22 protein-coding genes and 1 pseudogene are annotated in these 23749 nt (G+C 70.2%); 12 read left to right on the top strand and 11 right to left on the bottom strand.

Translation table 11 applies throughout. From position 1 onward, the window contains the following. Positions 1–11: 11 nt before the first annotated feature. The 4 genes from J7E96_RS17730 to J7E96_RS17715 form a co-directional block, all read right to left on the bottom strand. Positions 12–1064 (bottom strand): glycosyltransferase family 2 protein, encoded by a 1053-nt coding sequence (locus J7E96_RS17730; RefSeq protein WP_215132596.1) that lies wholly within the window; start codon positions 1062–1064, stop codon positions 12–14. Further along, positions 1061–1882 (bottom strand): glycosyltransferase family 2 protein, encoded by an 822-nt coding sequence (locus tag J7E96_RS17725; RefSeq protein ID WP_215132595.1) that lies wholly within the window; start codon positions 1880–1882, stop codon positions 1061–1063. The genes J7E96_RS17730 and J7E96_RS17725 overlap by 4 nt, the downstream gene beginning before the upstream one ends. Before the next feature lie 365 nt (positions 1883–2247). Next, the gene (locus J7E96_RS17720) at positions 2248–3366 is read right to left on the bottom strand and encodes a GNAT family N-acetyltransferase (protein ID WP_215132594.1); all 1119 of its coding nucleotides are present in this window, start codon (positions 3364–3366) and stop codon (positions 2248–2250) included. Between the two features lies 1 nt (position 3367). Next, positions 3368–3763 carry a hypothetical protein gene (locus J7E96_RS17715; protein ID WP_215132593.1) on the bottom strand — a complete coding sequence of 132 codons (396 nt, stop codon included), beginning with the start codon at positions 3761–3763 and terminating at the stop codon, positions 3368–3370. Positions 3764–3947: 184 nt separating this feature from the next. Between J7E96_RS17715 and J7E96_RS17710 the strand changes: the two genes are divergently transcribed. Beyond that, positions 3948–4757: an SGNH/GDSL hydrolase family protein gene (locus J7E96_RS17710; protein ID WP_215132592.1), complete on the top strand. Its 810-nt coding sequence runs from the start codon at positions 3948–3950 to the stop codon at positions 4755–4757. Here J7E96_RS17710 and J7E96_RS17705 read toward each other — a convergent pair. Further along, positions 4741–6528, bottom strand: coding sequence for a serine/threonine-protein kinase (locus J7E96_RS17705; RefSeq protein ID WP_215132591.1), 1788 nt, complete (start codon positions 6526–6528; stop codon positions 4741–4743). The two genes, J7E96_RS17710 and J7E96_RS17705, sit on opposite strands and share 17 nt — an antisense overlap. A 292-nt stretch (positions 6529–6820) precedes the next feature. On the opposite strand from J7E96_RS17705, the gene J7E96_RS17700 reads away from it, so the two are divergent. After that, a complete protein-coding gene (locus tag J7E96_RS17700; protein WP_215132590.1) occupies positions 6821–7084 on the top strand; it encodes a hypothetical protein in 264 nt (87 codons plus the stop codon). Between the two features lie 27 nt (positions 7085–7111). On the opposite strand, the gene J7E96_RS17695 is transcribed toward J7E96_RS17700, so the two are convergent. From J7E96_RS17695 to hmgA, 5 genes are all read right to left on the bottom strand, one after another. Then, positions 7112–8314, bottom strand: coding sequence for a CaiB/BaiF CoA-transferase family protein (locus J7E96_RS17695; RefSeq protein ID WP_215132589.1), 1203 nt, complete (start codon positions 8312–8314; stop codon positions 7112–7114). Between the two features lie 61 nt (positions 8315–8375). Continuing rightward, positions 8376–9128, bottom strand: coding sequence for an ABC transporter permease (locus J7E96_RS17690; protein ID WP_215132588.1), 753 nt, complete (start codon positions 9126–9128; stop codon positions 8376–8378). A gap of 44 nt (positions 9129–9172) precedes the next feature. Further along, positions 9173–10369: a type ISP restriction/modification enzyme gene (locus J7E96_RS17685; RefSeq protein ID WP_215132587.1), complete on the bottom strand. Its 1197-nt coding sequence runs from the start codon at positions 10367–10369 to the stop codon at positions 9173–9175. Between the two features lie 33 nt (positions 10370–10402). Beyond that, positions 10403–11152, bottom strand: a complete 750-nt coding sequence (locus tag J7E96_RS17680; protein WP_215132586.1) for a GntR family transcriptional regulator — start codon at positions 11150–11152, stop codon at positions 10403–10405. Positions 11153–11189: 37 nt separating this feature from the next. After that, positions 11190–12533, bottom strand: coding sequence for a homogentisate 1,2-dioxygenase (gene hmgA / locus J7E96_RS17675; RefSeq protein ID WP_215132585.1), 1344 nt, complete (start codon positions 12531–12533; stop codon positions 11190–11192). 112 nt (positions 12534–12645) lie between these two features. Here hmgA and J7E96_RS17670 point away from each other — a divergent pair, with 112 nt between their 5' ends. The 7 genes from J7E96_RS17670 to J7E96_RS17640 all read left to right on the top strand — a co-directional run bounded on the left by J7E96_RS17670 (position 12646) and on the right by J7E96_RS17640 (position 20602). Beyond that, a complete protein-coding gene (locus tag J7E96_RS17670) occupies positions 12646–13278 on the top strand; it encodes a TetR/AcrR family transcriptional regulator (protein WP_215132670.1) in 633 nt (210 codons plus the stop codon). A 110-nt stretch (positions 13279–13388) separates the two neighbouring features. Further along, positions 13389–15596 carry a molybdopterin oxidoreductase family protein gene (locus tag J7E96_RS17665; RefSeq protein ID WP_215132584.1) on the top strand — a complete coding sequence of 736 codons (2208 nt, stop codon included), beginning with the start codon at positions 13389–13391 and terminating at the stop codon, positions 15594–15596. Between the two features lie 120 nt (positions 15597–15716). Beyond that, positions 15717–17117 (top strand): CitMHS family transporter, encoded by a 1401-nt coding sequence (locus J7E96_RS17660; protein ID WP_215132583.1) that lies wholly within the window; start codon positions 15717–15719, stop codon positions 17115–17117. Continuing rightward, positions 17117–18370, top strand: a complete 1254-nt coding sequence (locus tag J7E96_RS17655; RefSeq protein ID WP_215132582.1) for an MFS transporter — start codon at positions 17117–17119, stop codon at positions 18368–18370. The genes J7E96_RS17660 and J7E96_RS17655 overlap by 1 nt, the downstream gene beginning before the upstream one ends. 189 nt (positions 18371–18559) lie before the next feature. Further along, positions 18560–19189 carry a hypothetical protein gene (locus J7E96_RS17650; protein WP_215132581.1) on the top strand — a complete coding sequence of 210 codons (630 nt, stop codon included), beginning with the start codon at positions 18560–18562 and terminating at the stop codon, positions 19187–19189. 301 nt (positions 19190–19490) lie between these two features. Continuing rightward, the gene (locus J7E96_RS37485) at positions 19491–20075 is read left to right on the top strand and encodes a class F sortase (protein ID WP_374196692.1); all 585 of its coding nucleotides are present in this window, start codon (positions 19491–19493) and stop codon (positions 20073–20075) included. 77 nt (positions 20076–20152) lie between these two features. Then, positions 20153–20602, top strand: coding sequence for a DUF3574 domain-containing protein (locus J7E96_RS17640; protein ID WP_215132669.1), 450 nt, complete (start codon positions 20153–20155; stop codon positions 20600–20602). A 2-nt stretch (positions 20603–20604) separates the two neighbouring features. Here the strand turns inward: J7E96_RS17640 and J7E96_RS17635 are convergent, their stop codons facing one another. After that, the gene (locus tag J7E96_RS17635; protein WP_215132579.1) at positions 20605–21048 is read right to left on the bottom strand and encodes an ATP-binding protein; all 444 of its coding nucleotides are present in this window, start codon (positions 21046–21048) and stop codon (positions 20605–20607) included. Positions 21049–21206: 158 nt separating this feature from the next. Here J7E96_RS17635 and J7E96_RS17630 point away from each other — a divergent pair. The 3 genes and pseudogenes from J7E96_RS17630 (at position 21207) to J7E96_RS17620 (ending at position 23745) form a co-directional block, all read left to right on the top strand. Beyond that, positions 21207–22036, top strand: a pseudogene (locus J7E96_RS17630) (helix-turn-helix domain-containing protein). Then, positions 22033–22284, top strand: a complete 252-nt coding sequence (locus J7E96_RS17625; protein WP_215132578.1) for a DUF397 domain-containing protein — start codon at positions 22033–22035, stop codon at positions 22282–22284. The pseudogene J7E96_RS17630 and the gene J7E96_RS17625 overlap by 4 nt, the downstream one beginning before the upstream one ends. A 63-nt stretch (positions 22285–22347) precedes the next feature. Continuing rightward, entirely contained in the window at positions 22348–23745 is a 1398-nt protein-coding gene (locus tag J7E96_RS17620; RefSeq protein WP_215132577.1) for an aldehyde dehydrogenase family protein, read from the top strand. Positions 23746–23749: the final 4 nt, after the last annotated feature.

The following is a 23749-nucleotide window of genomic DNA, read 5'->3' as shown; positions in this document are numbered from 1 at the left end:
TACTGGTCCGGTCACCGCGTCTCACCTCGTACGGGCGGTCTTCCGGAGGCCGGGCGCGGGCCGGGCACCGAAGCCCGGGCCGGGATCAGGACCGGTACCGGGACCGAGAACGCGCCCCCGCCCCTCCGCGCCCGGACGCTCCCGAGGACGTACCCGCCCGCCGCTGCCGCCACTCCGGCCACAATGGCCCCGGCCCGCCCCGCGCCGCCAGGCCGCCCGAGGGCCGCGTCGCGCAGTCCTCGGGCGACACCGGCCGGAAGGATCCGTGTCGTGTAGCGGCGTTCGGACTCGAGTCCCTTGCCCGCACCCACACTTCGCGCCACGAGCGCCTTCGACAATCCCTCGGCGTACGCCCGCGTACGGAAGTAGCCGAAGCGCTCCCGGACGGCCGGGACCTTGTGGTGGATCACCGAGCGGTCGTCGATCAGCAGCACCGCGTCCGGCAGCGCCCGGGTGAGCCTGATGCACAGCTCCGTCTCCTCGCAGCCCAGCGGCCGCTTGTCGCCGTCCCTGCCGATGCCCGTGGCGAAGCCGCCCGCCGCGTCGAACGCCGACTTGCGGAAGGAGGCGTTCCCGCCCAGGACGTTACGGACCCGGACCCGCCCCGGCGGCAGGCCCTTGTACGTACAGCCGACGACCCAGTCGAACTCCTCGGGGAACCAGTCCGGGCGGCGGCCGGACGCCCAGGCGGGCAGGGTTCTGCCCCCGACGGCCATCACCCGTGGATCGGCGTACCCCTCGGCGAAGTACCGCAGCCAGTCGCGCTCGGCCACGGCGTCGTCGTCGAGGAAGGCGACGATCTCACCGCGGGCCGCGGCGATACCGGTGTTGCGGCCCGCGGAGAGGCCGCGGGGGCCCGCGTTGGCGAGCACCCGCACCTCCTGACGATCGTTCTTGTACTCCTTGCCGAGCCGCTCCAGCAGTGCCGGATTGTGGTCGACGACCAGCAGTGTCTCGGCGGCGGGCCGTGACTGGCGGCCCACCGAGCCGACCGCCGCGAGGATGTCCTCCCAGCGGTCCTCGGTGTACACGCAGATCACCACCGAGATGTCCAGGTGGCTCAAGACACCTCTCCCCGGCTGGCGCCCGGCGCGAAGGCCGGCGGCCTGCGGCGTCCGGTACGCCGCCTGCCCTGCTCTTTCAGAATCACTCTGAGCACACGCAAACCGTCCCGCACGGCACTGAGATTGCTCATGCCGTGGATGCGGACGTACTCGTGGCTGGGGATCTCCTGGACCCGCAGGCCGGCCTTGACGACCCGGATGTTCATCAGGGTCTCGACCTCGAAGCCCGTGCAGTCGAGGTCGATCTTGTCGAGGCAGTGCCGCCAGAAGGCGTTGTAGCCGTAGCACAGGTCCGTGTAGCGCGCGCCGAACTTGGCGTTGACCACGGCGCACAGCACCCGGTTCCCGAGCTTGCGGACCGGCGTCATGTCGTCCGTGCCGCCGCCGTTGGCGAAGCGGGAGCCCTTGGCGAAATCGGCCCCCGAGACGAGCGCCGACACGTAACTGACGATCTCGTGACCGTCGGCCGATCCGTCCGCGTCGACCATCACAATGATCTCGCCGGTGCAGGCGGCGAATCCGCTGATCAGTGCGTCGCCCTTGCCTTTTCCGCGCTGCTTGACGACCTTGATTCCCGGCCAGAGATCACGGGCCACCTGGATGGTGTCGTCGGTCGAATTCCCGTCGACCAGGATCACTTCATGGATCCAGGCGGGAAGGGTCTTGAAGACGTACGGGAGATTTTCCGCCTCGTTCATGGCGGGGATCACGACACTCACCGGCGGTGCTATGGCGAGATGTGAGGAGACCGGCCGGTAAGCGTGACCGGATATTAACGGATCTTGGCCCTCGATCGCAGGGCGGAGGAATGAGCTCATGAGTCTTTTCCCTCTCCACCGGTGGACCGCCCGCCCCCGGGCGGTCCGGATGAGTTTCCGGTTCGAAAGGGGGGTTCTCACCCTGCCCATGACGGCATGCCACTCCGTACTGGACGGGCGAGCTGGCACAGCTTTCCCGCGCGGCACGCGACTCGGCACAGTACTGATCGCCGAGCACGACCCCCCTACCGCGCCCCGCCCCGGACCCCATCGCGACGCCTGAGCCCTCCCCTGGAGCCGCTTTGCATGATGGACCGATGCGGGTGGATGTACGACGGTATTGATGATTGGGACTGTATGGCAAGACCTGGAACATGGCCCCGCTTTTGTGTCTTTAGGTATTACCTGGACGGTTACCTGGGCGATCACATACGGAACCGTCCCGATCGGAATTCACCGATCCGCTTGAGCAGCCTATCGGCGGGTTCGAACAATTCCGGCCGTTCGACGACCGTATTGCGCAGCGCCCGGACCGGAGCGCGGTGCGCCCAGTGTCCGAGTGCGATGGGATGACGTCGCATCATCCACCCCTCCGACACCATGATTTCGCGGGTCTTGAGGGAGTCTTTGTACTGTTTCTGGCCCCGGCCGAGATCGATGTACGCGATACCGTCGGCGGCGGCGGCCTCAGCGATACGCAGGTGCAAGAGCAGGCCGGGAGAGAATTTCGCGAACTCCGGATCATAGGCCGGAAACCAGCAGCTGATGATCCTTTCCGAACGCGGCCCGAAATGCGCGGCGACGGGCTTGCCGTCGGCGTAGAGCACCGACAGCAGGCCGCTGAACGATGCCGTCCTGGTGTGGAACAGATGCTCGACGAGCCCGGTGATCCACGGCTGGGTGAAACGGTCGCTGCGTCCGGTCCTGCGGTACTGCGCGGACTTCCAGCGCATCAGCGTCCGCAGCGCCGCCGGGTCGCGCTCGTCGTGCACGTAACTCAGCTCGCCGACCGAGCGGGTCAGCCTGCGCTCCTTGGCGAACGTCGACTTGACGAACTTCGGCGAGTTCTTCCGCAGGTAGGTGAGGTACGCCTCGTAACCGTCCTGGGTGTCGATCACGGGTGAGGCGAACGACCCGGTGACGCCGGCCTGGAACGGCCCCTGCCCCTGCCCCTGCCCGTGTGTCAGGTGATCGAATTCCCACACCGCGAGCCCGCACGCCCGCAGCAAGTCCCGCGCGTCCCAGTCGAAACCCGGTCTGTGCACCAGGCCCTGACTGTCGGAGACGCCCAGACCGATGGCCCGGCCCACGCCGGTGGCGGATCTCTGGTGCGGGAAGAACGCCGCGGGCTCACCGCCTTCGCGTACGACCGCGATGCGCACCCCGCGCCGGTACCGGCCGAGGGCCAGCGTGAACTCGGGGGAGAGGAAAGGGTTCGCCAGCTCCGGCGCACCGTGCAGGTGAGCCTCGGACTGCATGGAGGTCCAGGCCGCCCGGTCGGCGGCGCTGAGTTCGCCGGGGCGGAGCACGCTGATGTCATCCATGTCAGTACGTCTTCCTTCTCGCCGTAGGGCCGCCGGGACGCCGTACCAGCGCCAAGAGGAAGAGCAGGGCGCTGATTCCGGCGATCGCCGCGACCCCGCCCCTGACCGACCAGGTCCGCGTGGCCAGCATCGCCTGGGCCACCAGCAGGTTGAGCGCGACGGCTCCCGCTGCCGATGCCACCAGGCGGCCCAGCGGCTCCAGGCCCCGAAGGCCGGCGGCCACGGCGCAGGCCGGCGCCACGATCAGGAAGAAGAGAGTCAGCGGCGCGCGAAGTGGCGACGCGAGGTCCGCGAGCGCCAGTACGGCGCCGAACCCCGACACGGCGAGCGCCGCGCCCGCGAGAACGGGCAGCGCATCCGCGACAGCTGCTGATGGCTTGTTACCGATGGTCTGCATTGGCGACTTTTCCCCCTGAAGCGCCGGATGCCGGGCTTCAATGTCGCTCAGCCCACTTGGGCGCGTCAAGGATGCGAAGAGAGTGTGCGGAAGATCCCAGGGAAAGTTCTTGGCATGGACACTTCCGGTGATGTAAGGGGACTGCTACGACAGTTGAGGCGGAATTCCTGCTAAGGGAGGTTCCATGAAACTGTCCCGAATCGCGGCATTCTCATCCTCACTCCTGCTCACCGCAGCCCTCGCCCTCACCGGGGCGAGCGCGGCGCAAGCAGCCCAACAGGCCGAATCCCCGGACTATGTGGCCCTCGGTGACTCCTATTCCTCGGGAGTCGGCGCCGGCAGTTACGACAGTGCGAGCGGCAACTGCAAGCGCAGCGCGCGTGCCTACCCCGTCCTGTGGGCGGCATCCCATTCACCCTCGACGTTCGCGTTCACCGCTTGTGCGGGCGCTCGTACGGGTGACGTGACAGCCAGTCAGCTTGCGCCCCTCAACGCCTCGACCGACCTCGTCTCCCTCACCATCGGCGGCAACGACGCCGGCTTCGCGGACGTCATGACGACGTGCGTCCTCCAGTCGGAGGCCGCGTGCCTGGCCCGGATCGCCGAAGCGCGCGCCTACGTCGACTCCACCCTGCCCGGCAAGCTCGACTCCGTGTACGCGGCGATCAGAGCGAAGGCCACCACGGCGCACGTCGTCGTACTCGGCTACCCCCGCTTCTACAAGCTCGGCGGCGGCTGCATCGCCGGGCTCACCGAGAAGGAGCGCGCCGCGATCAACGACGCCTCCGACTACCTCAACGCCGCCACCGCCAAGCGCGCGGCGGACCACGGTTACACCTTCGCGGAGGTCACTCCGGCCTTCACCGGCCACGAGATCTGCTCGTCGGCGCCGTGGCTGCACAGCGTGAAGTGGACCAACATCGGCGAGTCGTACCACCCGACCGCGGCCGGCCAGTCGGGCGGCTACCTGCCCGTCTTCACCTCCGCTGCCTGATCTGCGCGGCCGCCGGACTCCCGGCGGTGTAGGAGGCCCCGCCCGTCGGGGTCTCCTGCTCGCAGGTAACCGAGAACGACACGGAGTTGGACGTGGCCCGCACGGGACTCTTGACCTCGACGCTGATCTCGTCGTGGTGCGTCTCGCCCTCCTTGTACGTCAGCTCGGTGTGGTTCACCTGCTTCGACTTCTCCTCGCCCGCGCCGAAACTCAGCGTCTTCCACCCGGAGTCCGAGGACTCGCCGCTGCCGGTCACCCACCGGTAGCCGACCTCGGCGGGGACGCGCCCCACCGTGAAGGTCGCGGTGAACGACGGCGCTTGCCCCTCGGGCGGCGGGCAGGTGCCGGAGTAACTGCCGGTCACCGTCGTGACGGTGACCCTGACGGACTGGTGCGGCGGGGCGGTCGTACCGCCGTTGCCACCGCCGTTGCCACCGCCGTTGGCTCCGGTACCGCCGTTGCCCCCGGTGTCGCCGCCGCCGTTGCCGCCGTTGTCGTCCGTGTCGCCCCCGGTCGTGCCGGTGCTCGTATCCGCGCCGTCCGTGCCGCCGCCGTTCTTGCCGCCACTGTCACTGTCACTGTCACCGCCTCCGCCGGAACCGGAGCCGTTGCTGCCCCCGTCGTCGCCGCCGGTCGCGCCGGACGAAGCGCCGCCCGAAGCCGTCCCCGGGTCGTCAGTGCTGTCGGCGTTGGCGTTCACCAGCGCCCAGGTGATGCCCCCGACGGCGAGCAGCAGCGCGACCACCCCCGCCGCCAGCACCACGGCACCCCGCCGGGGCCGGTCCCGCGTCGTGGTGGAGGTCGTCGCGCTGGGCAGGGGCTGGGGCGTAGGAAGAGGAGTGTGGCCGCCGTACGGCGAAGACCCCGCGACCGGCGTGGAACCCGTGACGGCCGGACTGTACAGACCGGACGCGACCGGCACGGCCCCGGTACGCGGCGTACCCCCGCCCCCCACGATCCGCAGCAGACGCTCCGCCTCCCCGGCGGACATCCGCTCGGCCGGGTCCTTGCGCAACAGCCCCTCGATCACCGGCGCCAGCGCGCCCGCCCGCACCGGGCGCGGCAGCTCCTCGTCGACCACCGCGCGCAGGGTGGACAGCGGCGTGTTCTGACGGAACGGTGAGTTGCCCTCGACCGCGGCGTACAGCAGCACCCCGAGCGACCACAGATCCGACTCCGGCCCCGGCGTACGCCCCATCGCCCGCTCCGGCGCCAGGAATTCCGGCGACCCGATCAGCTCGCCGGTCATCGTGAGCGCCGAGCTCCCCTCGACCATCGCGATGCCGAAGTCCGTCAGTACGACGCGGCCGTCATTGGCGATCAGGACGTTGCCGGGCTTCACGTCACGGTGCAGTACGCCCGCCTCGTGTGCCGCGCGCAGGGCCGCCAGGACCTCGGTGCCGATCCGCGCGGCATGCTGCGGGCTCAGCGGACCCTCCCCGTCCAGTACGTCGGAGAGTGAAAGCCCGCGCACCAGCTCCATCACGATCCACGGGCGGCCCTCCTCGGTCGCCACGTCGTACACGGTGATCACATTGCGGTGCGAGATACGGGCGGCCGCCCACGCCTCGCGCTCCAGCCGTGCGTACAGCCGCTCTCCGTCCGTGGCGCCGAGCCCCGAGGGCGCCCGGACCTCCTTGACCGCGACCTCGCGGCCCAGGACGTCGTCGCGGGCGCGCCACACGACGCCCATGCCGCCCTCGCCCAGCGGTGCCAGCAGGCGGTAACGGCCGGCGATCACCCGCTGCTCATTTCCCGGCTGTTCGCTCACTGGCGAGCCTCCTGTCCGCAGCAGAGTGGCATCACGGAAGAAACCACTCAAAGTTAGCTCAACTCCGGCCTGCTGAAGCCCCCTTGAACACCAATCCGCACGCCTGACGATCCTTCGCGCGTAAACTGTCCAACTCACCCTGGGATCAGTCGTATTCGGAGAGTAATCGTCACGTGGTCGTCAACCCCCGTACTGGGGTGGTGAATCACACCGGCGGGATACACGAGTGTCTCGACGGGGCGATAGGGTTAACCTGCCCGGGCCGGGTGCCCTCGTACGGGTGGGGAGTGACATGGAACAGATAACGGTGCGCAGCAGGCCTCGAGTGCCTGCGATCACATGCAGGAGCGGCGCGACCAGCTCGCGCCTAGACCGCCATCTCGCGGTGCTCGGCGGACCAGCCGTGCCGCTCGGTGAGACGGCAGAGGCGACCCTGCTGATGCGCGAGCTCACGTCACGTGATGTGGCGCACTCGCGGGCGAGCAGGAGCGCGCGCGTCTCGCTCTTCGCCCCGCTGCGGCGACTGCGTCGATCGCTCTTCGGCAGCCGCCACTGACGCGGCGGATCGGCAGTGCGACCGCGCTCAGGCGATCACACCGTCCCGGCGCAGCGCTGATATCTGTACGTCCGTCATCCCCAGGCCGTGCAGCAGCGCGTCGGTGTGCTCGCCGAGTGCGGGAACCGGACCCATCAGCAGGTCCCTTCCACCCGGCATAGTGATCGGCGGCAGCATCGCCCGCAGGGGCCCCGCCGGTGAATCGATCTCCCGCCAACGGCTGCGCGCCGCCAGCTGTGGATGCGCCGCCACATCGGCCACCGTGTTCAGCCGGGCGCAGGCGATACCGGCCGCCTCCAGCGCCGCGATCGCCTGCGGCGCACTCATCACTCCCAGCGCCTCCGCGACCACCGCGTCCGTCTTGACCCGGTTGTCCGTGCGGGCGGTGTTCGTGGCGAAGGCGGGATCGTCCGCGAGTTCCGGCCGCCGGAGCACCTGCCCGGCGAGGCGCCGCCACTCCCGGTCGTTCTGCACCGACAGCATCACCTGACCGCCGTCCGCCGTCGGGTAGGCGTTGTACGGCGAGATGACGGCGTGCGCGACGCCGGTGCGCACCGGGGCCTCACCTCCATGCATCCCGTGGTGCAGGGGATGCCCCATCCACTCACCGAGCGCCTCCAGCATGGACACCTCGATCGGCCCGCCGAGCCCGGTCGTCGCGCGCCGCAGCAGCGCCGCCAGGACCCCGGAGAAGGCGTACATCGCAGCGGCGATGTCGGCCGCCGGAATGCCGGCCTTGACGGGCTGCTCGGGCGTGCCGGTTACGGACACGAGCCCCGCCTCGCACTGGACGAGCATGTCGTACGCCCGCTTGTCGGCGTACGGCCCGTCGGCGCCGTAACCCGAGATGTCGACGGCGACCAGGCGCGGGTGCGCGGCGCACAGGGTGGCGGCGTCGAGCCCGAGCCGTGCTGCCGCCCCGTTGGCGAGGTTCTGCATGAACACATCGGCCCCGGCGACGAGTTGCCGTACCGCCGCCAGACCACGCGGGTCCTTCAGATCCACCGCGAGCGACTCCTTGCCGCGGTTGCACCACACGAAGTGCGAGGCGAGGCCGCGCGCGGCGGTGTCGTAGCCACGGGCGAAGTCGCCGCCGTCCGGTCGCTCGATCTTGATGACGCGGGCACCGAGATCGGCGAGCTGGCGGGTGGCGAACGGCGCCGAAACGGCCTGTTCGACGGCGACGACGGTGATGCCGTCCAGGGGCAGAGGCAGGGGCTGAGTGCTCATGCCCACTGACTATCGTGTACGTCACACCTTTGTCACCCGGACATGGTGGCGGAGAAGCTGTTCACTTTCCGCCGTTCGCGTACTTGCGGACGGCGAGCGGCACGAAGACCGCCAGCAGCACCAGCGACCAGGCGAGCGTCCCCGCCACCGGGTGGGCGACGGGCCAGGCGGCGTCGGCGGCCGGTGCGGCGTTCCCGCAAAGCTCGCGCACCGCGCCGGCGACGGCGCTGATCGGGTTCCACTCGGCGACCGTACGCAGCCAGCCGGGCAGGTTGTCGGTGGGGATGTACGCACTGGAGAGCAGCGGCAGGATGAAGGTGGCGCTGCCGAGCCGGCCGGCCGCCTCCTCGTTGTGGATGAGCAGGCCCAGGTAGCAGCCGACCCAGGCGGTGGCGAAGCGGAAGAGGACGAGGAGGCCGAAGGCGCCGAGTGCTTCGAGCACGCCGCTCTCGATGCGCCATCCGACCGCCAGTCCCACCAGCATCAGCGGCACCATGCCGACGGCCGTCGTCAGCAGGTCGGCGGCGGTCTGGCCGAGTGGCACCGCGGCCCGGCTCAGCGGCATCGTACGGAAGCGGTCCATGACGCCGCGGTGGGAGTCCTGGGCGGCCTGGAACATGCCGGCCATGATGCCGTTGGCGGCGGTCGCGGCCAGCAGCCCCGGCACCGGGAAGGCGCGGTACTCCTGGCCGGGCACGGCGAGCGCGCTGCCGAAGACGTAGCCGAAGAACAGCAGCATGGTGATCGGCATGGTCTGCATCAGGATCAGCACGCCGGGGGCGTGCTTGATGCGCTGGAGGTGACGGCCGAGCATGGCGGTGCCGTCGTAAAGCCCCGCAGGGCACCAGGGCCGGGGGGCTACAGCAGCGCGAACTGGCCCTCCGGGCCCTCCTCCTGGTGGTCCAGGACCGACGCCGGGCGTCGCATCGCATCCGGCACCGGGAGTACGCCCGCCTCCGTCAGCTCCGCCCGGCTGATCCGCTTCCCGCCCCGCAGCTCCTCCCGGCCCGCGTCCAGCTCGGCCAGCAGCGCCAGCACCGTGATGAGCTCCAGCAGGTCCGACGTCCACTCCTGCGGCCACGCCGAAGGGCGGATCGCCTCCAGGGTCCCCGGCTCGCCCCGCGCCGTACGCCGCTCGAACCACAGATCCAGCACCCGGACCCCGCCCACGTGGAAGTCCCAGGCCGCAGCCGGTACGGGCGAGACGCGGCCCTCCCCGATGTGCAGGACCTCCTCCTCCGCGTCGTACCGCAGTACCGAAGGCCACGCCGGGACGGCGGCCCGGACATAGGGGCGGCGCCCGCCCGGCAGCCTGGGGCGCTCCCCGCCCCGCGCACCCCGCACCTGCACCGCAACCATCCGGTGGCCCAGCTCCACGCCCGCTGCCCACACCTCCGGCCCCGTCGGCAGCGGAATCACCGCCCCCGACGATGAGGGCTCCGCAGCCGCGACCGCCCACGCCAGTACGTCCCCGGCAGCGACCTCGTGTCCGTAACGATCACTCAGCAGCGGCAGCAGCCCCGGCGCCAGATTCGGTTCGCGGCCGCCGGGGCGGCGGTACAGCGGCCGGATGCGTCCGGGGCGGCCGGCGGGGGAGCGGCCGTCCGGTAGCAGGGCGCTGACCAGCAGCGCGGGTCCGGCGGCCGCGCCGGGCACGTACGCCTGCTCCACCGCGAAGAGCTGGTCCGAACCGTCGGCCACCCGCCACAGCTCCGGCCGGGCGGCGTCGATCAGCCGGTGGTCCGGGATCAGCCACTGTTCGTCGAAGGGGCCGTGGAGGATGCGGACCGGGTCAGGGCAGGGGCCGGTCTCCCGTGCCAGGCGCCCCGTGCCCGTCGACCGGCCCGGCAGCGCGGCCACCGCAGTGCGCGTCGTACGCGCCCGCGTGGCCCCGAACAGCTCCTCGCGGTCGGCTCCCTCGGCCCGTACCAGCGCGTCCCAACGGGCCCGCAGCGTACGTCTGTCCGACGCGAGCACCCAGCCCCGTCCCAGCCGCAGCGGCGCCACCGACCAGGGCATCAGTTCGTCGAGCAGCGGGGAGTCCGGGGCAACCATGCGGGCATCGTAGCCACGCCACCCGGCCGAAAGTCAGTGCGCGTCCACCGTCACCGAGAAGGAGAAGCGGTCGCCCCGGTAGCGTATGCGCGCCACGTCCACGACCCGCCCCTCCCGGTCGTACGTCACACCCGTGTAGTGCAGGATCGGGCTGAGCAGCGGCACCTTCAACAGGTCCGCCGTCGCCGGATCGGCCAGCCGCGCCTCGACCGTGTCCGTGATCTTGCTGATGCGTACGCCCACCACGTCCCGCAGCACCTTCGTCATCGGCCAGCGTTCGAGATCGGCCACGTCGAGACCGGCGGCGACATCCGGCCGAACCGCGTTCTCCGCCCAGTTCGTCGGCTCGCCGCTCTCGCCGTCGCAGCGCAGCCGCCTGTACGTGACGACCACTTCCTCGTCCGGGAAGTACTCGACGAGTTCGCCGGGGACGGGGGTCGGCCCGTGCCCGAGGATCGTCGTCAGCTCCCCGGACTGCTGGGCCACGATCGCGTCGATCGAGCCGAGCAGCCGGCGCGGCGCACCGCGCCTGGCGCCCGGCTCGATGAACGTGCCGCGCCGCCGGTGCCTGCTGATCAGGCCCTCCGCCTCCAGCTCCTTGAGGGCCTGGCGCATGGTGAGCACGCTCACGCCGTAGTGCGTGGCGAGCTGCTCCTCGGTGGGCAGCCGCAGCGAGGCGTCGGGCGTGCGGCCCAGTATGGAAGCGCGCAGGGACTGCGAGACCTGGTACCAGAGCGGCAGCTTCCGGTTCAGGACCAGCGAGTCGGGGGCGAATGCGGTCACGGTTTCATTTCTCCGTCGGCACGGTACGACGTACGTACTACGACCTGAAGTGGCGTTGCAGACCTTGCCACACGTCGTCGTACGCCGGCTGCAGGTGGTCGGCGGAGGCCGCCTGCGCGGTCGCCGTGACCGGCCAGCGCGTCTCGAACATGAAGGCAAGCCCGTCGTCGATCTTCTGCGGCTTCAGCTCGGCGGCGCTCGCCTTGTCGAACGTCTCACGGTCGGGCCCGTGCGCCGACATCATGTTGTGGAGCGAACCGCCGCCGGGAACGAAGCCTTCGGCCTTCGCGTCGTACGCGCCCTCGATCAGGCCCATGTACTCGCTCATCACATTGCGGTGGAAGTACGGCGGCCGGAAGGTGTCCTCGCCGACCAGCCAGCGCGGCGCGAAGACGACGAAGTCGACGCCCGCCAGGCCCGGGGTGTCGGACGGCGACGTGAGGACGGTGAAGATCGACGGGTCGGGGTGGTCGTAGCTGATGGACCCGATGACGTTGAAGCGGTGCAGGTCGTAGACGTACGGGACGTGATTGCCGTGCCAGGCGACGACGTCAAGGGGCGAGTGGTCGTACGTCGCCGACCAGAGGTTGCCGCAGAACTTGTTCACCACCTCCACCGGGCCCTCGACGTCCTCGTACGCCGCCACCGGAGCGAGGAAGTCGCGGGCGTTGGCGAGGCCGTTCGCGCCGATCGGGCCGAGGTCGGGGAGCTGGAAGGGCTGCCCGTAGTTCTCGCAGATGTAACCGCGAGCCGTCGGGCTCTGCCCGCCATCGGACACAGTGTCCAGCAGCTCCACGCGAAAACGCACCCCGCGCGGGATCAGCGCGATGTGGCCGGGCTCGCAGCGCAGCAGGCCGAACTCGGTGCGCAGCAGCAGGCCGCCGCGCTCCGGAACGATCAGCAGCTCGCCGTCGGCGTCGCTGAACACGCGGTCCGTCATGGAGGAGTTGGCGTGGTAGAGGTGAATCGCCATCCCGGTGCGCTGGGTCGCGTCGCCGTTGCCGCCGACCGTCCACAGGCCGGCCAGGAAGTCGGTGCCGGGCGCGGGCTCGGGCAGCGGGTTCCAGCGCAGCCGGTTCGGGTCGGGGACGGTCTCCGTGAAGGGCGCGCTGCGCAGGTTGCCGTTGTCGGTGCGTACGAACGGGGGGTGCGCGGCCGACGGCCTGATCCGGTACAGCCACGAGCGCCGGTTGTGAGCGCGCGGTTCGGTGAAGGCCGAGCCGCTCAGCTGCTCGGCGTACAGGCCGAGCGGCGCGCGCTGGGGCGAATTGCGGCCGTGCGGCAGGGCGCCAGGGACGGCCTCCGAGCTGTGTTCGTTGCCGAAGCCCGGGGAATGGGCCAGTCCCTCGGCCGTTTTCCTCGCCTGCTCGATGCCGTTCATCGTCCGCTCCCGGGGTGCCGAAGGAATCCTGAGGTGCAATCCTATGGTTGACAGTAGGATTCGCGAGCCCGGCCGTCAACGGGGTGCCGCACCCATGGGGTGTATCGGCATCATGGAGCCCGTGCCCCCAACGAACTCACTCCGCCGAGCCCCCGTGCAGCAGCGCAGTGCCGAGCGGCTGGCCCGGATACTGGACGCCTGCGCCCAACTCCTGGACGAAACCGGCTACGAGCAGCTGAGTACGCGGGCGGTCGCCGCCCGCGCGGGCGTGCCCATCGGCTCCGTCTACCGCTTCTTCGGCAACAAGCGCGCCATGGCCGATGCCCTGGCCCAGCGCAACCTCGACCGTTACGCCGAACGGATCAGCGGCCGCATCTCCGCGATGCCGGGCGAGGACTGGCGCGGCGCCATCGACGCCGTACTGGACGAGTACATCGCCATGAAGCGCACCGTCCCCGGCTTCCGCCTCGTCGACTTCGGCGTACAGATCCCGATGGGTACGCGGGCGGGCGGCCCCGGCGACGCCGACATCAATTACCGCGTCACCGACCGCCTGACCGACCTCCTCTCGGCCCACCTCGGCCGCACCCCGGACGCGGCCCTGCGCCGGACGGTCCTGGTCGCCGTCGAGGCGGCCGACGCGGTGCTCCAGCTGGCATTCCGGGTACGGCCGTCGGGGGACCCGGACCTCATCACCGAGACGCGCGCCGTGCTGCACGCCTACCTGGCCCGGACGCTCGACTGACCTGAGTGACTGATCCTCTTCGCTCACCCCTCCCCATCATGCCTACCGGTCGGTATGCTCGGCGTGCTCGCGCGTCACCGCCGCCGTCGCCGCCGCCCGCTGGAGGGCTCATGTCCGAACCCCGCACCGCCCTGCGTATCTGTCCCCTCTGCGAAGCCACCTGCGGTCTGACCCTCACCATCGAGGGCACGAAGCTGACCGGCGCACGCGGCGACCGTGACGACATATTCAGCCAGGGGTTCATCTGCCCCAAGGGCGCCTCCTTCGCAGAGGTCGACGGCGACCCCGACCGGCTGACCGGGCCCCTCGTCCGCAAGGACGGCGTCCTCCAGGAGGCGACCTGGACCGAAGCCTTCGACCTCGTCGCCGCCCGGATCCAGCCGATGGTCGCCGAGCACGGGCCGAACTCCGTCGGCGTCGTACTCGGCAACCCCAACGTCCACACCATGGCCGGCGCCCTCTACCCACCCGTCCTCCTCTCCCTCCTGCGCACCCGCAGCCTCTTCACGGCCAGCACCGTCGACCAGATGCCCAAGCACGTCTCCAGCGGGCTCCTCTTCGGCGACCCGTTCGCCATCCCGGTGCCCGACCTGGACCGTACGGACCACCTCCTGCTCCTCGGCGCCAACCCGCTGGATTCCAACGGCAGCCTCTGCACCGCCCCCGACTTCCCCGGCAAACTCAAGGCACTGCGCCGCCGCGGCGGGACGCTCGTCGTCGTCGATCCGCGCCGCACGCGCACCGCGAAGCTCGCCGACCGGCACGTCCCCATCAGGCCCGGTACGGACGCGCTGCTGCTGGCCGCGCTCGCCCAGGTCCTCTTCGAGGAGAAGCTGACGGACCCTGGCGTACTGGAGGAGTACGTCGACGGGCTGGTCGAAGTCCGGGAAATCGTAAGGGACTTCACGCCGGAGGCCGTCGCCGCCGCATGCGACATCCCCGCCGACGAAATCCGCCTTCTGGCCCGTGGGCTCGCCGCCGCGCCGACCGCCGCGGTGTACGGCCGGGTCGGCAGCTCCACCGTCGAGTTCGGCACCCTGGCCAACTGGCTCGTCGACGTACTCAACATCCTCACCGGCAACCTGGACCGCCCCGGCGGCGCCCTCTTCCCGCTCTCCGCGACCGTGCCCTCGCCCCGCCCCGCCGGCCCCGGCAAGGGATTCGCGCTCGGCCGCTGGAAGAGCCGGGTCAGCGGCCACCCGGAGGCCAAGGGCGAACTGCCGCTGTCCGCGCTCGCCGAGGAGATCGACACCGCGGGGGAGGGGCGGGTGCGTGCGGTCATCGCCATCGCCGCCAACCCCGTGCTCTCCGCGCCCGACGGGCTCCGCCTCGACCGCGCCCTGAGCGAGCACCTCGACTTCATGGTCAGCGTCGATCCGTACCTCAACGAGACTTCCCGGCATGCCGACGTCGTGCTGCCCCCGCCGCCGCCGTCCCAGAGCGCGCACTTCGACTTCGCCTTCAACGGCTTCGCCGTTCACAACCAGGCGCGTTACAGCCCGGCCGCCGTCCCCCTGGAGGACGGACGGATGGACGAGAGCGAGATCCACGCCCGGCTGATCCTCGCGGTGAGTGGCATGCACGGCGCCGACCCGGCGTCCGTCGACGACCTCGTCATCGAGCGCGCCCTCACGAAGGCGGTCGCCGAACCGCACTCGCCCCTCCACGGCGGCGACCCCGAGCAGCTCGCCGCCGTACTCACCGGGAGTACCGGACCCGAGCGGCGCCTGGACATGATGCTGCGCCTCGGCCCGTACGACCTGGTCCTCGCCGACCTGCTCGCGCACCCGCACGGCGTCGACCTCGGCCCGCTCAAGCCGCGCCTGGCGCAGGTGCTCAAAACCCGCAGCGGAAAGGTCGAGTTGCTGCCGGAACCCATCGCCGCCGACCTGCCGAGGCTGCGGCGCACGCTGGACGAACGGCCCGCCGCCCTCGTGCTCGTGGGCCGCCGCCACCTGCGCTCCAACAACAGCTGGCTGCACAACATCCCTTCGCTCAACGGCGGCAGCAACCGCTGCACCCTCCAGGTCCACCCCGACGACGCGGCCCGGCTCGGCCTCACGGACGGCGGGGACGCCCGTATCGCCGCCGAGGGAGGGGAACTGAAGGTTCCGGTGGAGGTGACGGACGCGGTACGCGCCGGAGTGGTGAGCCTGCCGCACGGCTGGGGGCACGACCGCGAAGGCGTCCGGATGGGGGTCGCCGCGGCCACTCCCGGCGTCAACGTCAACCAGCTGCTCGACGGGAGCCGACTCGACCCGCTGTCGGGCACAGCTGTGCTCAACGGATTCCCCGTCGAGGTAACACCCATATCGTGACCTGGGGTTTTGCGCTTATTGCTCGCGTGTCAACATCTTGTTAACGCGTCGGGACGCGACCTAACGTCAACGCCACCGCCTGGTCTGGTGGAGTTCAAGGGCGAACGTTAGGTACCCCAAATGCTGACAATCCTCGGATTCGTCATGATTGCGACCTTCCTGGTCCTGATCATGATGAAGAAGATGTCGCCGATCGCGGCGCTCGTACTGATCCCGGCACTGTTCTGTGTGCTCGTCGGACAGGGCGCCAAGCTCGGCGACTACGTCCTCGAAGGTGTGGGCAATCTCGCGCCGACCGCCGCGATGCTGATGTTCGCCATCGTGTACTTCGGCGTGATGATCGACGTGGGTCTCTTCGACCCGATCGTGCGCGGCATCCTGCGCTTCTGCAAGGCGGACCCGCTGCGGATCGTGGTCGGAACGGCCGTGCTCGCCGCGATCGTCTCGCTCGACGGCGACGGCTCGACCACCTTCATGATCACGGTCTCGGCGATGTACCCGCTGTACAAGCGGCTCGGGATGAGCCTGGTCGTGATGACCGGCATCGCCGCCACCGCGAACGGCGTCATGAACACGCTGCCCTGGGGCGGGCCGACCGCCCGCGCCGCCACCGCACTGAAGCTGGACGCGGCGGACATCTTCGTGCCGATGATCCCGGCGCTGGCCGTGGGCCTGCTCTTCGTCTTCGTGCTGGCGTACGTGCTGGGCCGGCGGGAGCGCAAGAGGCTCGGGTATCTCACCCTGGACGAGGTGGTCGAGACGGAGGCTGAGGTCCTCGTCACGGCAGGTGGCGGTGGCGGAGAGCCACGCAAGAGTGTGGGCGGCGGCGCCGATGCCGGTGCCGAGGCCGGACCGGCGTACTCCGCTGACGGGGAAGGTTTCCAAGGGCTCGACCCGAACCGCGCGACCCTTCGTCCGAAGCTCTACTGGTTCAACGCCGGGCTCACCGTCGTGCTGCTCGCAGCCATGATCATGGAGTTGCTGCCGATCCCGGTTCTGTTCCTCCTCGGCGCGGCGCTCGCCCTCACGGTCAACTACCCGAAGATGACCGACCAGAAGGCCCGTATCGCCGCCCACGCGGACAACGTCCTCAACGTCGCCGGCATGGTCTTCGCGGCCGCCGTCTTCACCGGCGTCCTCACCGGCACCGGCATGGTCAAGCACATGGCGGACTGGCTCGTCGGCGCGATCCCCGAGGGCATGGGCCCGCACATGGCGATCGTCACCGGCCTCCTGAGCCTCCCGCTGACGTACTTCATGTCGAACGACGGCTTCTACTTCGGTGTCCTGCCGGTGCTGGCGGAAGCAGGCGCGGCGCACGGTGTGTCCTCGCTGGAGATCGCCCGCGCGTCGCTCGTCGGGCAGGCCCTCCACATGTCGAGCCCGCTCGTGCCCGCCGTGTACGTCCTGGTCGGCATGGCCAAGGTGGAGTTCGGCGACCACACGAAGTTCACCGTGAAGTGGGCCGCGCTCACGTCGCTGGTGGTGCTCGCCGCCGGAATCGCCTTCGGCATCATCTGATGATGCCGGGCAGGGGCTGGCTGGTGCGCCTCGTCATCGCCTTCGGCTTCGCGCAGGCGGCGGTGTCGATGGCGCGCCCGGCCGTTTCCTACCGGGCCATGGCCCTGGGCGCGGACGAGCGCGCGGTCGGTGTGATCGCGGGCGTGTACGCGCTGCTTCCCCTGTTCGCCGCCGTACCGCTGGGGCGCAGGACGGACCACGGGCGGTGTGCACCCCTGCTTCCTACCGGTGTTGTCCTGATCGCCGCCGGGTGCGCCCTCAGCGGTACGGCGAACTCCCTTGCCGCGATGGCTGCCTGGAGCGGGGTGATGGGTCTCGGGCACCTCTGCTTCGTCATCGGCGCCCAGTCGATCGTCGCCCGGCAGTCCGCGCCGGCCGAACAGGACCGTAACTTCGGCCACTTCACCATCGGGGCGTCTCTGGGCCAGCTCGTCGGACCGGTCGCGGCAGGCCTGTTGGTCTCCGGCCAGGACGGTGCGATGGCCCGCACCAGTGCGCTCGCACTGGTCGTCTCGGCGGGCGTCGCGGCGGTGTCGTTCAGCTCTCTGTGGCGGATCGAGCACCGGGCGGGGCGTGCGGTGCGTACGGCCGGTGTGGCGAAGGTTCCGGTTCACCGCATCCTGCGGACGCGGGGCGTGCCGGCGGGGATCTTCATCAGCCTCGCCGTCCTTTCCGCGACGGACGTCCTCACGGCGTACTTGCCGGTCATCGGCGAACACCGGGGGATCGCCCCTTCGGTCGTCGGCCTGCTGCTGAGCCTGCGGGCCGCGGCGACGATCGCCTGCCGGCTGGTGATGACGCCGATGACCCGGGTGCTCGGCCGTACGGCCCTGATGACCGTCACGTGTCTTGTGGCCGGGCTGCTGTGCGCCGGGATCGCGCTGCCGGTGCCGGTGTGGGCGCTCGCGGTGATGCTGGCCGTGCTCGGCTTCTGCCTCGGCGTGGGCCAGCCGCTGTCGATGACGACGGTGGTCCAGGCGGCGCCGCCGGAGGCACGTTCGACGGCGCTCGCACTGCGCCTGACCGGCAACCGCCTCGGGCAGGTCGCCGCGCCGGCGTCGGCGGGCCTGGTGGCCGCAGTGGCGGGCACGGCGGCGCCGTTCACGATGCTCGGGGTCCTGCTGTTGGGGGCGTCGGCGCTGGCGCTGCGGGATCCGGGGCGCGGGGCCGGTTCGAGGCGTGGTGGCGGTTCGAGGCGGGCCGCCGGTGGCCGCGCCGCGTCACGTGAGACTCGCCGGGCGCGGACGAAGTAGCCGCGTGGTGGGCAGGGGCCCCGCCCCGCAGGGCACCGTTCGCTCCGGCGGCGTACACCCCCTGTGGGCCAGTCAGGTCATATCTGATGCTTTCTCAGCGATTCGACGCTTCTTCACGCCCGATATGTGACATCTAATCAGGCGATCGAGTGATCAGTACGACAATCATCTCGGCTTGAAGGAGCCCGCATGACCACCACGACATCTCTTCGCTCCCACGGTGTCCGCTCGGGCACGGCAGCCCTCGCCACGCTGGCCCTCGCAGGGGTGTCCCTGTGGGGCGCGTCGGCGGCGTTCGCCGTGGAGGGCGACAGCGGTGAAATCAAGATCCACAAGTCCGGAACCCGCGCCGCCGACACCAACGACCACTACGAGGTCTGTACGTTCAAGCTGTCCGCGTCCAACTTCGAATCGGTGAAGCTGGTCAACTGGACGGTCACGCCCCCGCAGCCGAAGACACCCGTCGAGCCCATCCTGTCGGGCGGCCTCGTCCTCATGAACGGCAAGGGAAACACCGCGGACTACTCGCTCCCGGACGGTCACTACCAGCTCAGCTGGACGTTCCCGGGTGGCGTCCCGAAGCAGAAGATCTTCAAGGTCAACTGCGCGAAGAAGCAGGACGACAAGCCGGCTCCGCGCGGCGCCGTACCCGCGGGCGGCGGCGGGGCCGCGGACATCGGTACCGGCACGGGCACCGGCGCCGAGACCGACGACGGCTCGTCGTCGAGCATGGCGCCCGCCCTGGTCGCGGGTGCTGCGGGAGTGGCCGGGCTGATCTTCGTCCGTCGGGCCCGCCGCCGCGCAAATGGCGCCGCGTAACACCCGCTACCGCCGTCGGAGCGGTCCGAGCCGGGGCGTGCGCCTCGCTATGACCGCGACTGTGACGGTGACGTTGGTGACCGGTGTCGTCCGGGGGTGCGGCGATTCGCCCCCCGACGCACCGGTCACCGCGGCCCACGACACGGCAGCTCACGATACGGCGGCCAAGAACCCGGCGCCGGAACCTGCTGCGAATGCCGCGAAGGTACGGGACCCGGCGCCGGAACAGGTCCCGAAACCGGCGCCGGAGCAGGTCCCGAAGCCGGCTCCGAAACCGGTGCCCACGGCGGTCCCGACGCCGGTGCCCAAGCCAGTCCCGACGCCGGTTTCGACGCCGGCTTCGAAACCAGTACCCAAGCCGGTTCGGAAGCCGGTGCCCAAGCCGGTTTCGAAGCCGGTCCAGACGACGTATCCGCCGCTGCCCGCCTCGCCACCGCTGAGTGTGGCCGTCCCGGCCATCACCATCGAGTCGCCCATCGTCGGGCTCGGACTGGACCCGGCGGGCCACCTGGCCGCCCCGCAGGTCGACAACCCGCGCCTGGTCGGCTGGTACCGGGACGGCCCGACCCCCGGAGAGGCGGGAACCTCCCTCCTCGTCGGCCACCGGGACACCCGGACCGGACCGGCCATCTTCCTCAACCTCAACGCCCTCGTCACCGGCGACGTCGTCCACGTCGTACGGGAGGACCGCCGGACCGCGGTGTTCACCGTCGACGCCGTGCGGACGTACAAGAAGGAGGCATTCCCCGACGCCGAGGTGTACGGCGCCAAAGCCGGACGCCCGGAACTGCGGATCCTGACGTGCGGCGGCGCCTTCGACAAGAAGACCGGATACGCCTCCAACGTCGTCGTTTTCGCCCACCTCACGGACGTGAAATACGCGTAACAGCGCCCCTCGCCCAGGCCGTCGGTCCGGTCGAGGGGCTTCCGCGCGTGAGCAGCCTCCACCGAAGGGACTTCGCCATGCCTCTGCGGATCACCCCGCGACGCCTGGTCACCGCCACCGCGACCGTACTTCTCGCCGCCGGCGCCCCCGCCGCGTACGCCACCCTCGGCGACGAACCGGCCGCCGCCGCGCGGGGAACGATGTACGTGGAAACGCGGCTGCTCTTCGGGACCGAGCGGCCGGACGGCGGTCCGGACGTCACCGACAAGACATTCATGGGCTTCATCGACCGGCACGTGACACGCAGCTTCCCGGACGGGCTTACCGTGCAGAACGGCCGAGGCCAGTGGCGCGACACCAACGGCACGATCGAGCGCGAGCGTTCGTACGAACTGACGCTGCTGTACCCCGCATCTCAGGCCAAGGCCCGCGACCCGCAGATCGAGCGCATCCGCGACGCCTACGAGCGCACGTACGCCCAGGAGTCCGTCGCCCGCCTCGACGACCCGATCCGCGCCGACTTCTGACCTCACCCGGCCCCCGTCGCCGCCGTCCGGAGCGTCGCCCACACCTTCTTGCCGACCTGCCGTTCGGTTACGCCCCAGGTCTCGGCCAGCGCCTCGACGAGGAGAAGACCGCGGCCCGTCTCCAGGTCCGTGGGTGGGGTGAGAGGCGGTGGCGGGGGCAGACGGCGTTCCGTGCGGGCGTCGGTGACCTCGATGCGCAGGAGGCCGAGGGCGTCGATCGCGAGTCGCAGCTCGAAGTCGCGGCCGGGTACGCGGCCGTGGGTGATGGCGTTCGCGGCGAGCTCGGCGACGATCAGCGCGGCGATGTCGGAGGAGTCGCTGCCGTACGGAACGCCCCACTCGTGCAACTGGTGCACCGCCAGCAGTCTCGCCAGCCTGGCGGCTTTGCGGGTGGACGAGAAGCATTGCTGGAACACACGTACGGTAACGGGCTGTTGGGTAGGCATGAGGGCAACTGTGACGTGGGCTTTTGGCGGTTCACCAGCGAACACGTCCGTACGCTGCGCCACCGTACGGACACACGGAGTGGACAGTACGGTGGCGCATGCCGTAACCCTGGGTGAGCTGAGTGCGGGGAGATTCACTCACCGGGAGGTGGCCTGGCATGGCTGGGGACTGGGAACACGACGAGCCGGAATCGTCAGACAGCTTGAAGACGTTCGGGGCGTTCGTCCAGGGGTTGCGGGAACACGCGGGCTTCACGAGAGAGGAGTTCGGGCAGCTGGTGCAGTTCTCCAAGCACACGATCGAGTCGATCGAGCTGGGGAGGCGGATGCCGGACAAGGACTTCGTGGAACGGGCGGAGCTGGCGCTGGGGGGTACGGGCGCGCTGCGGAGGGCGTTCGGTCATCTGACGCGGCAGCCGGGCTTGGCGGCGTGGTTCAGGAAGTGGGCACGGCTGGAGCAGACGGCCGTCAGCCTGGATACGTACGAATGCAGGCTGGTGCCGGGGCTGTTGCAGTCGGAGACGTATGCGCGCGCCGTGTTCGGGAACAGCATTCCGCTGCTGCTCGACGAGCAGTTGGAAGCACAGGTCACGGCTCGTATGGAGCGTCAGCGGATGCTTCGCGAGCGGCCTGACACGTCGTTCAGCTTCATCGTGGAGGAGCACGTGTTCCAGCGATGCTTGGGCGGTACGGAGGTCACGCGCGGGCTCATTGACCATGTGCTGGCCTGTACTGAGCCACGGAACGTAGGACTCCAAGTCATGCCGACGGACAGCGAGTTTCATGCTTGCCTGGACGGGCCGGTGCGGCTGTTGGAACCCCGGACGGACGGCGACTTGCCTACTCGGAGGGCCAGCAGAACGGCCGGTTGATCGCTGACCCAAAAGAGGCCGTCCTTCTCCATCGGCGGTATGCAACACTGCGCTCGCAGGCCCTCTCGCCCAAGGACTCCAGAGGGCTGCTGGAGCGGATGCGAGGAGCGCTATGAGCAGCACTGGACTGGCCTGGTTCAAGAGCAGTTACAGCGGGACGCAGGGCGATGACTGCGTCGAAGTGGCTTTGTCCTGGCACAAGTCCAGCCACAGCGGGACCCAGGGCGACAATTGCGTAGAGGTAGCCGCCTGCCCCGGCACCGTCCACGTACGTGACTCCAAAGACAAGTCCGGCCCCGTCCTCGCCCTCCCGCCCCGCGCCTGGGCGGCCTTCCTCACATTCGCGGGGGCCTCTGGCGCGTAAAAACTAACAGCGCTAGTTTGGGGTTCGGGAAGACCACCCAGCTCGGCGCTCTGGAGGATTGCGATGAAGGCCCATGACGCGATGTACATCGGCGGCCAGTGGCGGCCCGCCGCAGGTCAGGACACGATCGCGGTCGTGAACCCGGCCGACGAGCAGGTCATCGGCCACGTCCCGGCCGGCACCGCCGAAGACGTCGACACGGCTGTACGGGCCGCACGCGACGCCTTCCCGGGCTGGGCGGCGACCCCGCCCGCCGAGCGCGCCGCGAAGATCGCCGCGCTCCGCGACGTGCTGGTGGCCCGCAAGGACGAGATCGCGGACATCGTCACCGCCGAGCTGGGCGCGCCGCTCGGCTTCTCGCAGATGGTGCACGCGGGTGTGCCGATCCTGGTCGCCGGGTCGTACGCCGAGCTCGCCGCGACGTACGCCTTCGAGGAGAAAGTCGGGAACTCCACCGTCCTCCTGGAACCCGTGGGTGTGGTCGGTGCCATCACGCCGTGGAACTATCCGCTGCACCAGATCGTCGCCAAGGTCGCCCCCGCCCTCGCCGCCGGCTGCACCGTCGTCCTCAAGCCCGCCGAGGACACCCCGCTCACCGCTCAGCTCTTCGCCGAGGCCGTGGACGAGGCCGGCATTCCCGCCGGTGTCTTCAACCTCGTCACCGGCCTCGGCCCGGTCGCCGGGCAGGCGCTCGCGGAGCACGAGGGTGTGGACCTGGTGTCCTTCACCGGGTCCACCGCCGTCGGCAAGCAGATCGGCGCGACGGCCGGGGCCGCCGTCAAGCGCGTCGCCCTGGAGCTGGGCGGCAAGTCCGCCAACGTCATCCTGCCGAGCGCGGACCTGGCCAAGGCGGTCAGTGTCGGCATCGCGAACGTCATGGGCAACTCCGGCCAGACGTGCAGCGCGTGGACGCGGATGCTCGTACACGAGGACCAGTACGACGAGGCGGTGGCCGTCGCCACCGCCGCCGTGGCGAAGTACACCGTCGGCGAACGCGTCGGCCCGCTGGTCAACGCCAAGCAGCAGGCGCGCGTACGCGGCTACATCGAGAAGGGGGTCGCGGAAGGCGCGCGCATCGTCGCGGGCGGCCCCGAAACCCCGCTCCCCGACACCGGCTACTACGTCGCCCCGACCGTCTTCGCGGACGTCACCCCGGACATGACCATCGCCCAGGAGGAGATCTTCGGCCCGGTCGTCTCCCTCCTCAAGTACGCCGACGAGGCCGACGCACTGCGCATCGCCAACGGCACCGTCTACGGCCTCGCGGGCGCGGTCTGGGCGGCGGACGACGCCGAGGCCGTCGCCTTCGCGCGCCGCATGGACACCGGGCAGGTCGACATCAACGGCGGCCGGTTCAACCCCCTCGCCCCCTTCGGCGGCTACAAGCAGTCGGGCGTCGGGCGCGAGCTGGGGTCGCACGGCCTCTCCGAGTACCTCCAGACCAAGTCCCTCCAGTTCTGATCCG

The organism is Streptomyces sp. ISL-96 (genome assembly GCF_018614035.1).
In the GTDB taxonomy this organism is placed as follows: domain Bacteria; phylum Actinomycetota; class Actinomycetes; order Streptomycetales; family Streptomycetaceae; genus Streptomyces.
Note: the sequence above shows the minus strand (reverse complement) of the source record. Positions and strands in the feature narration are given on the sequence as shown.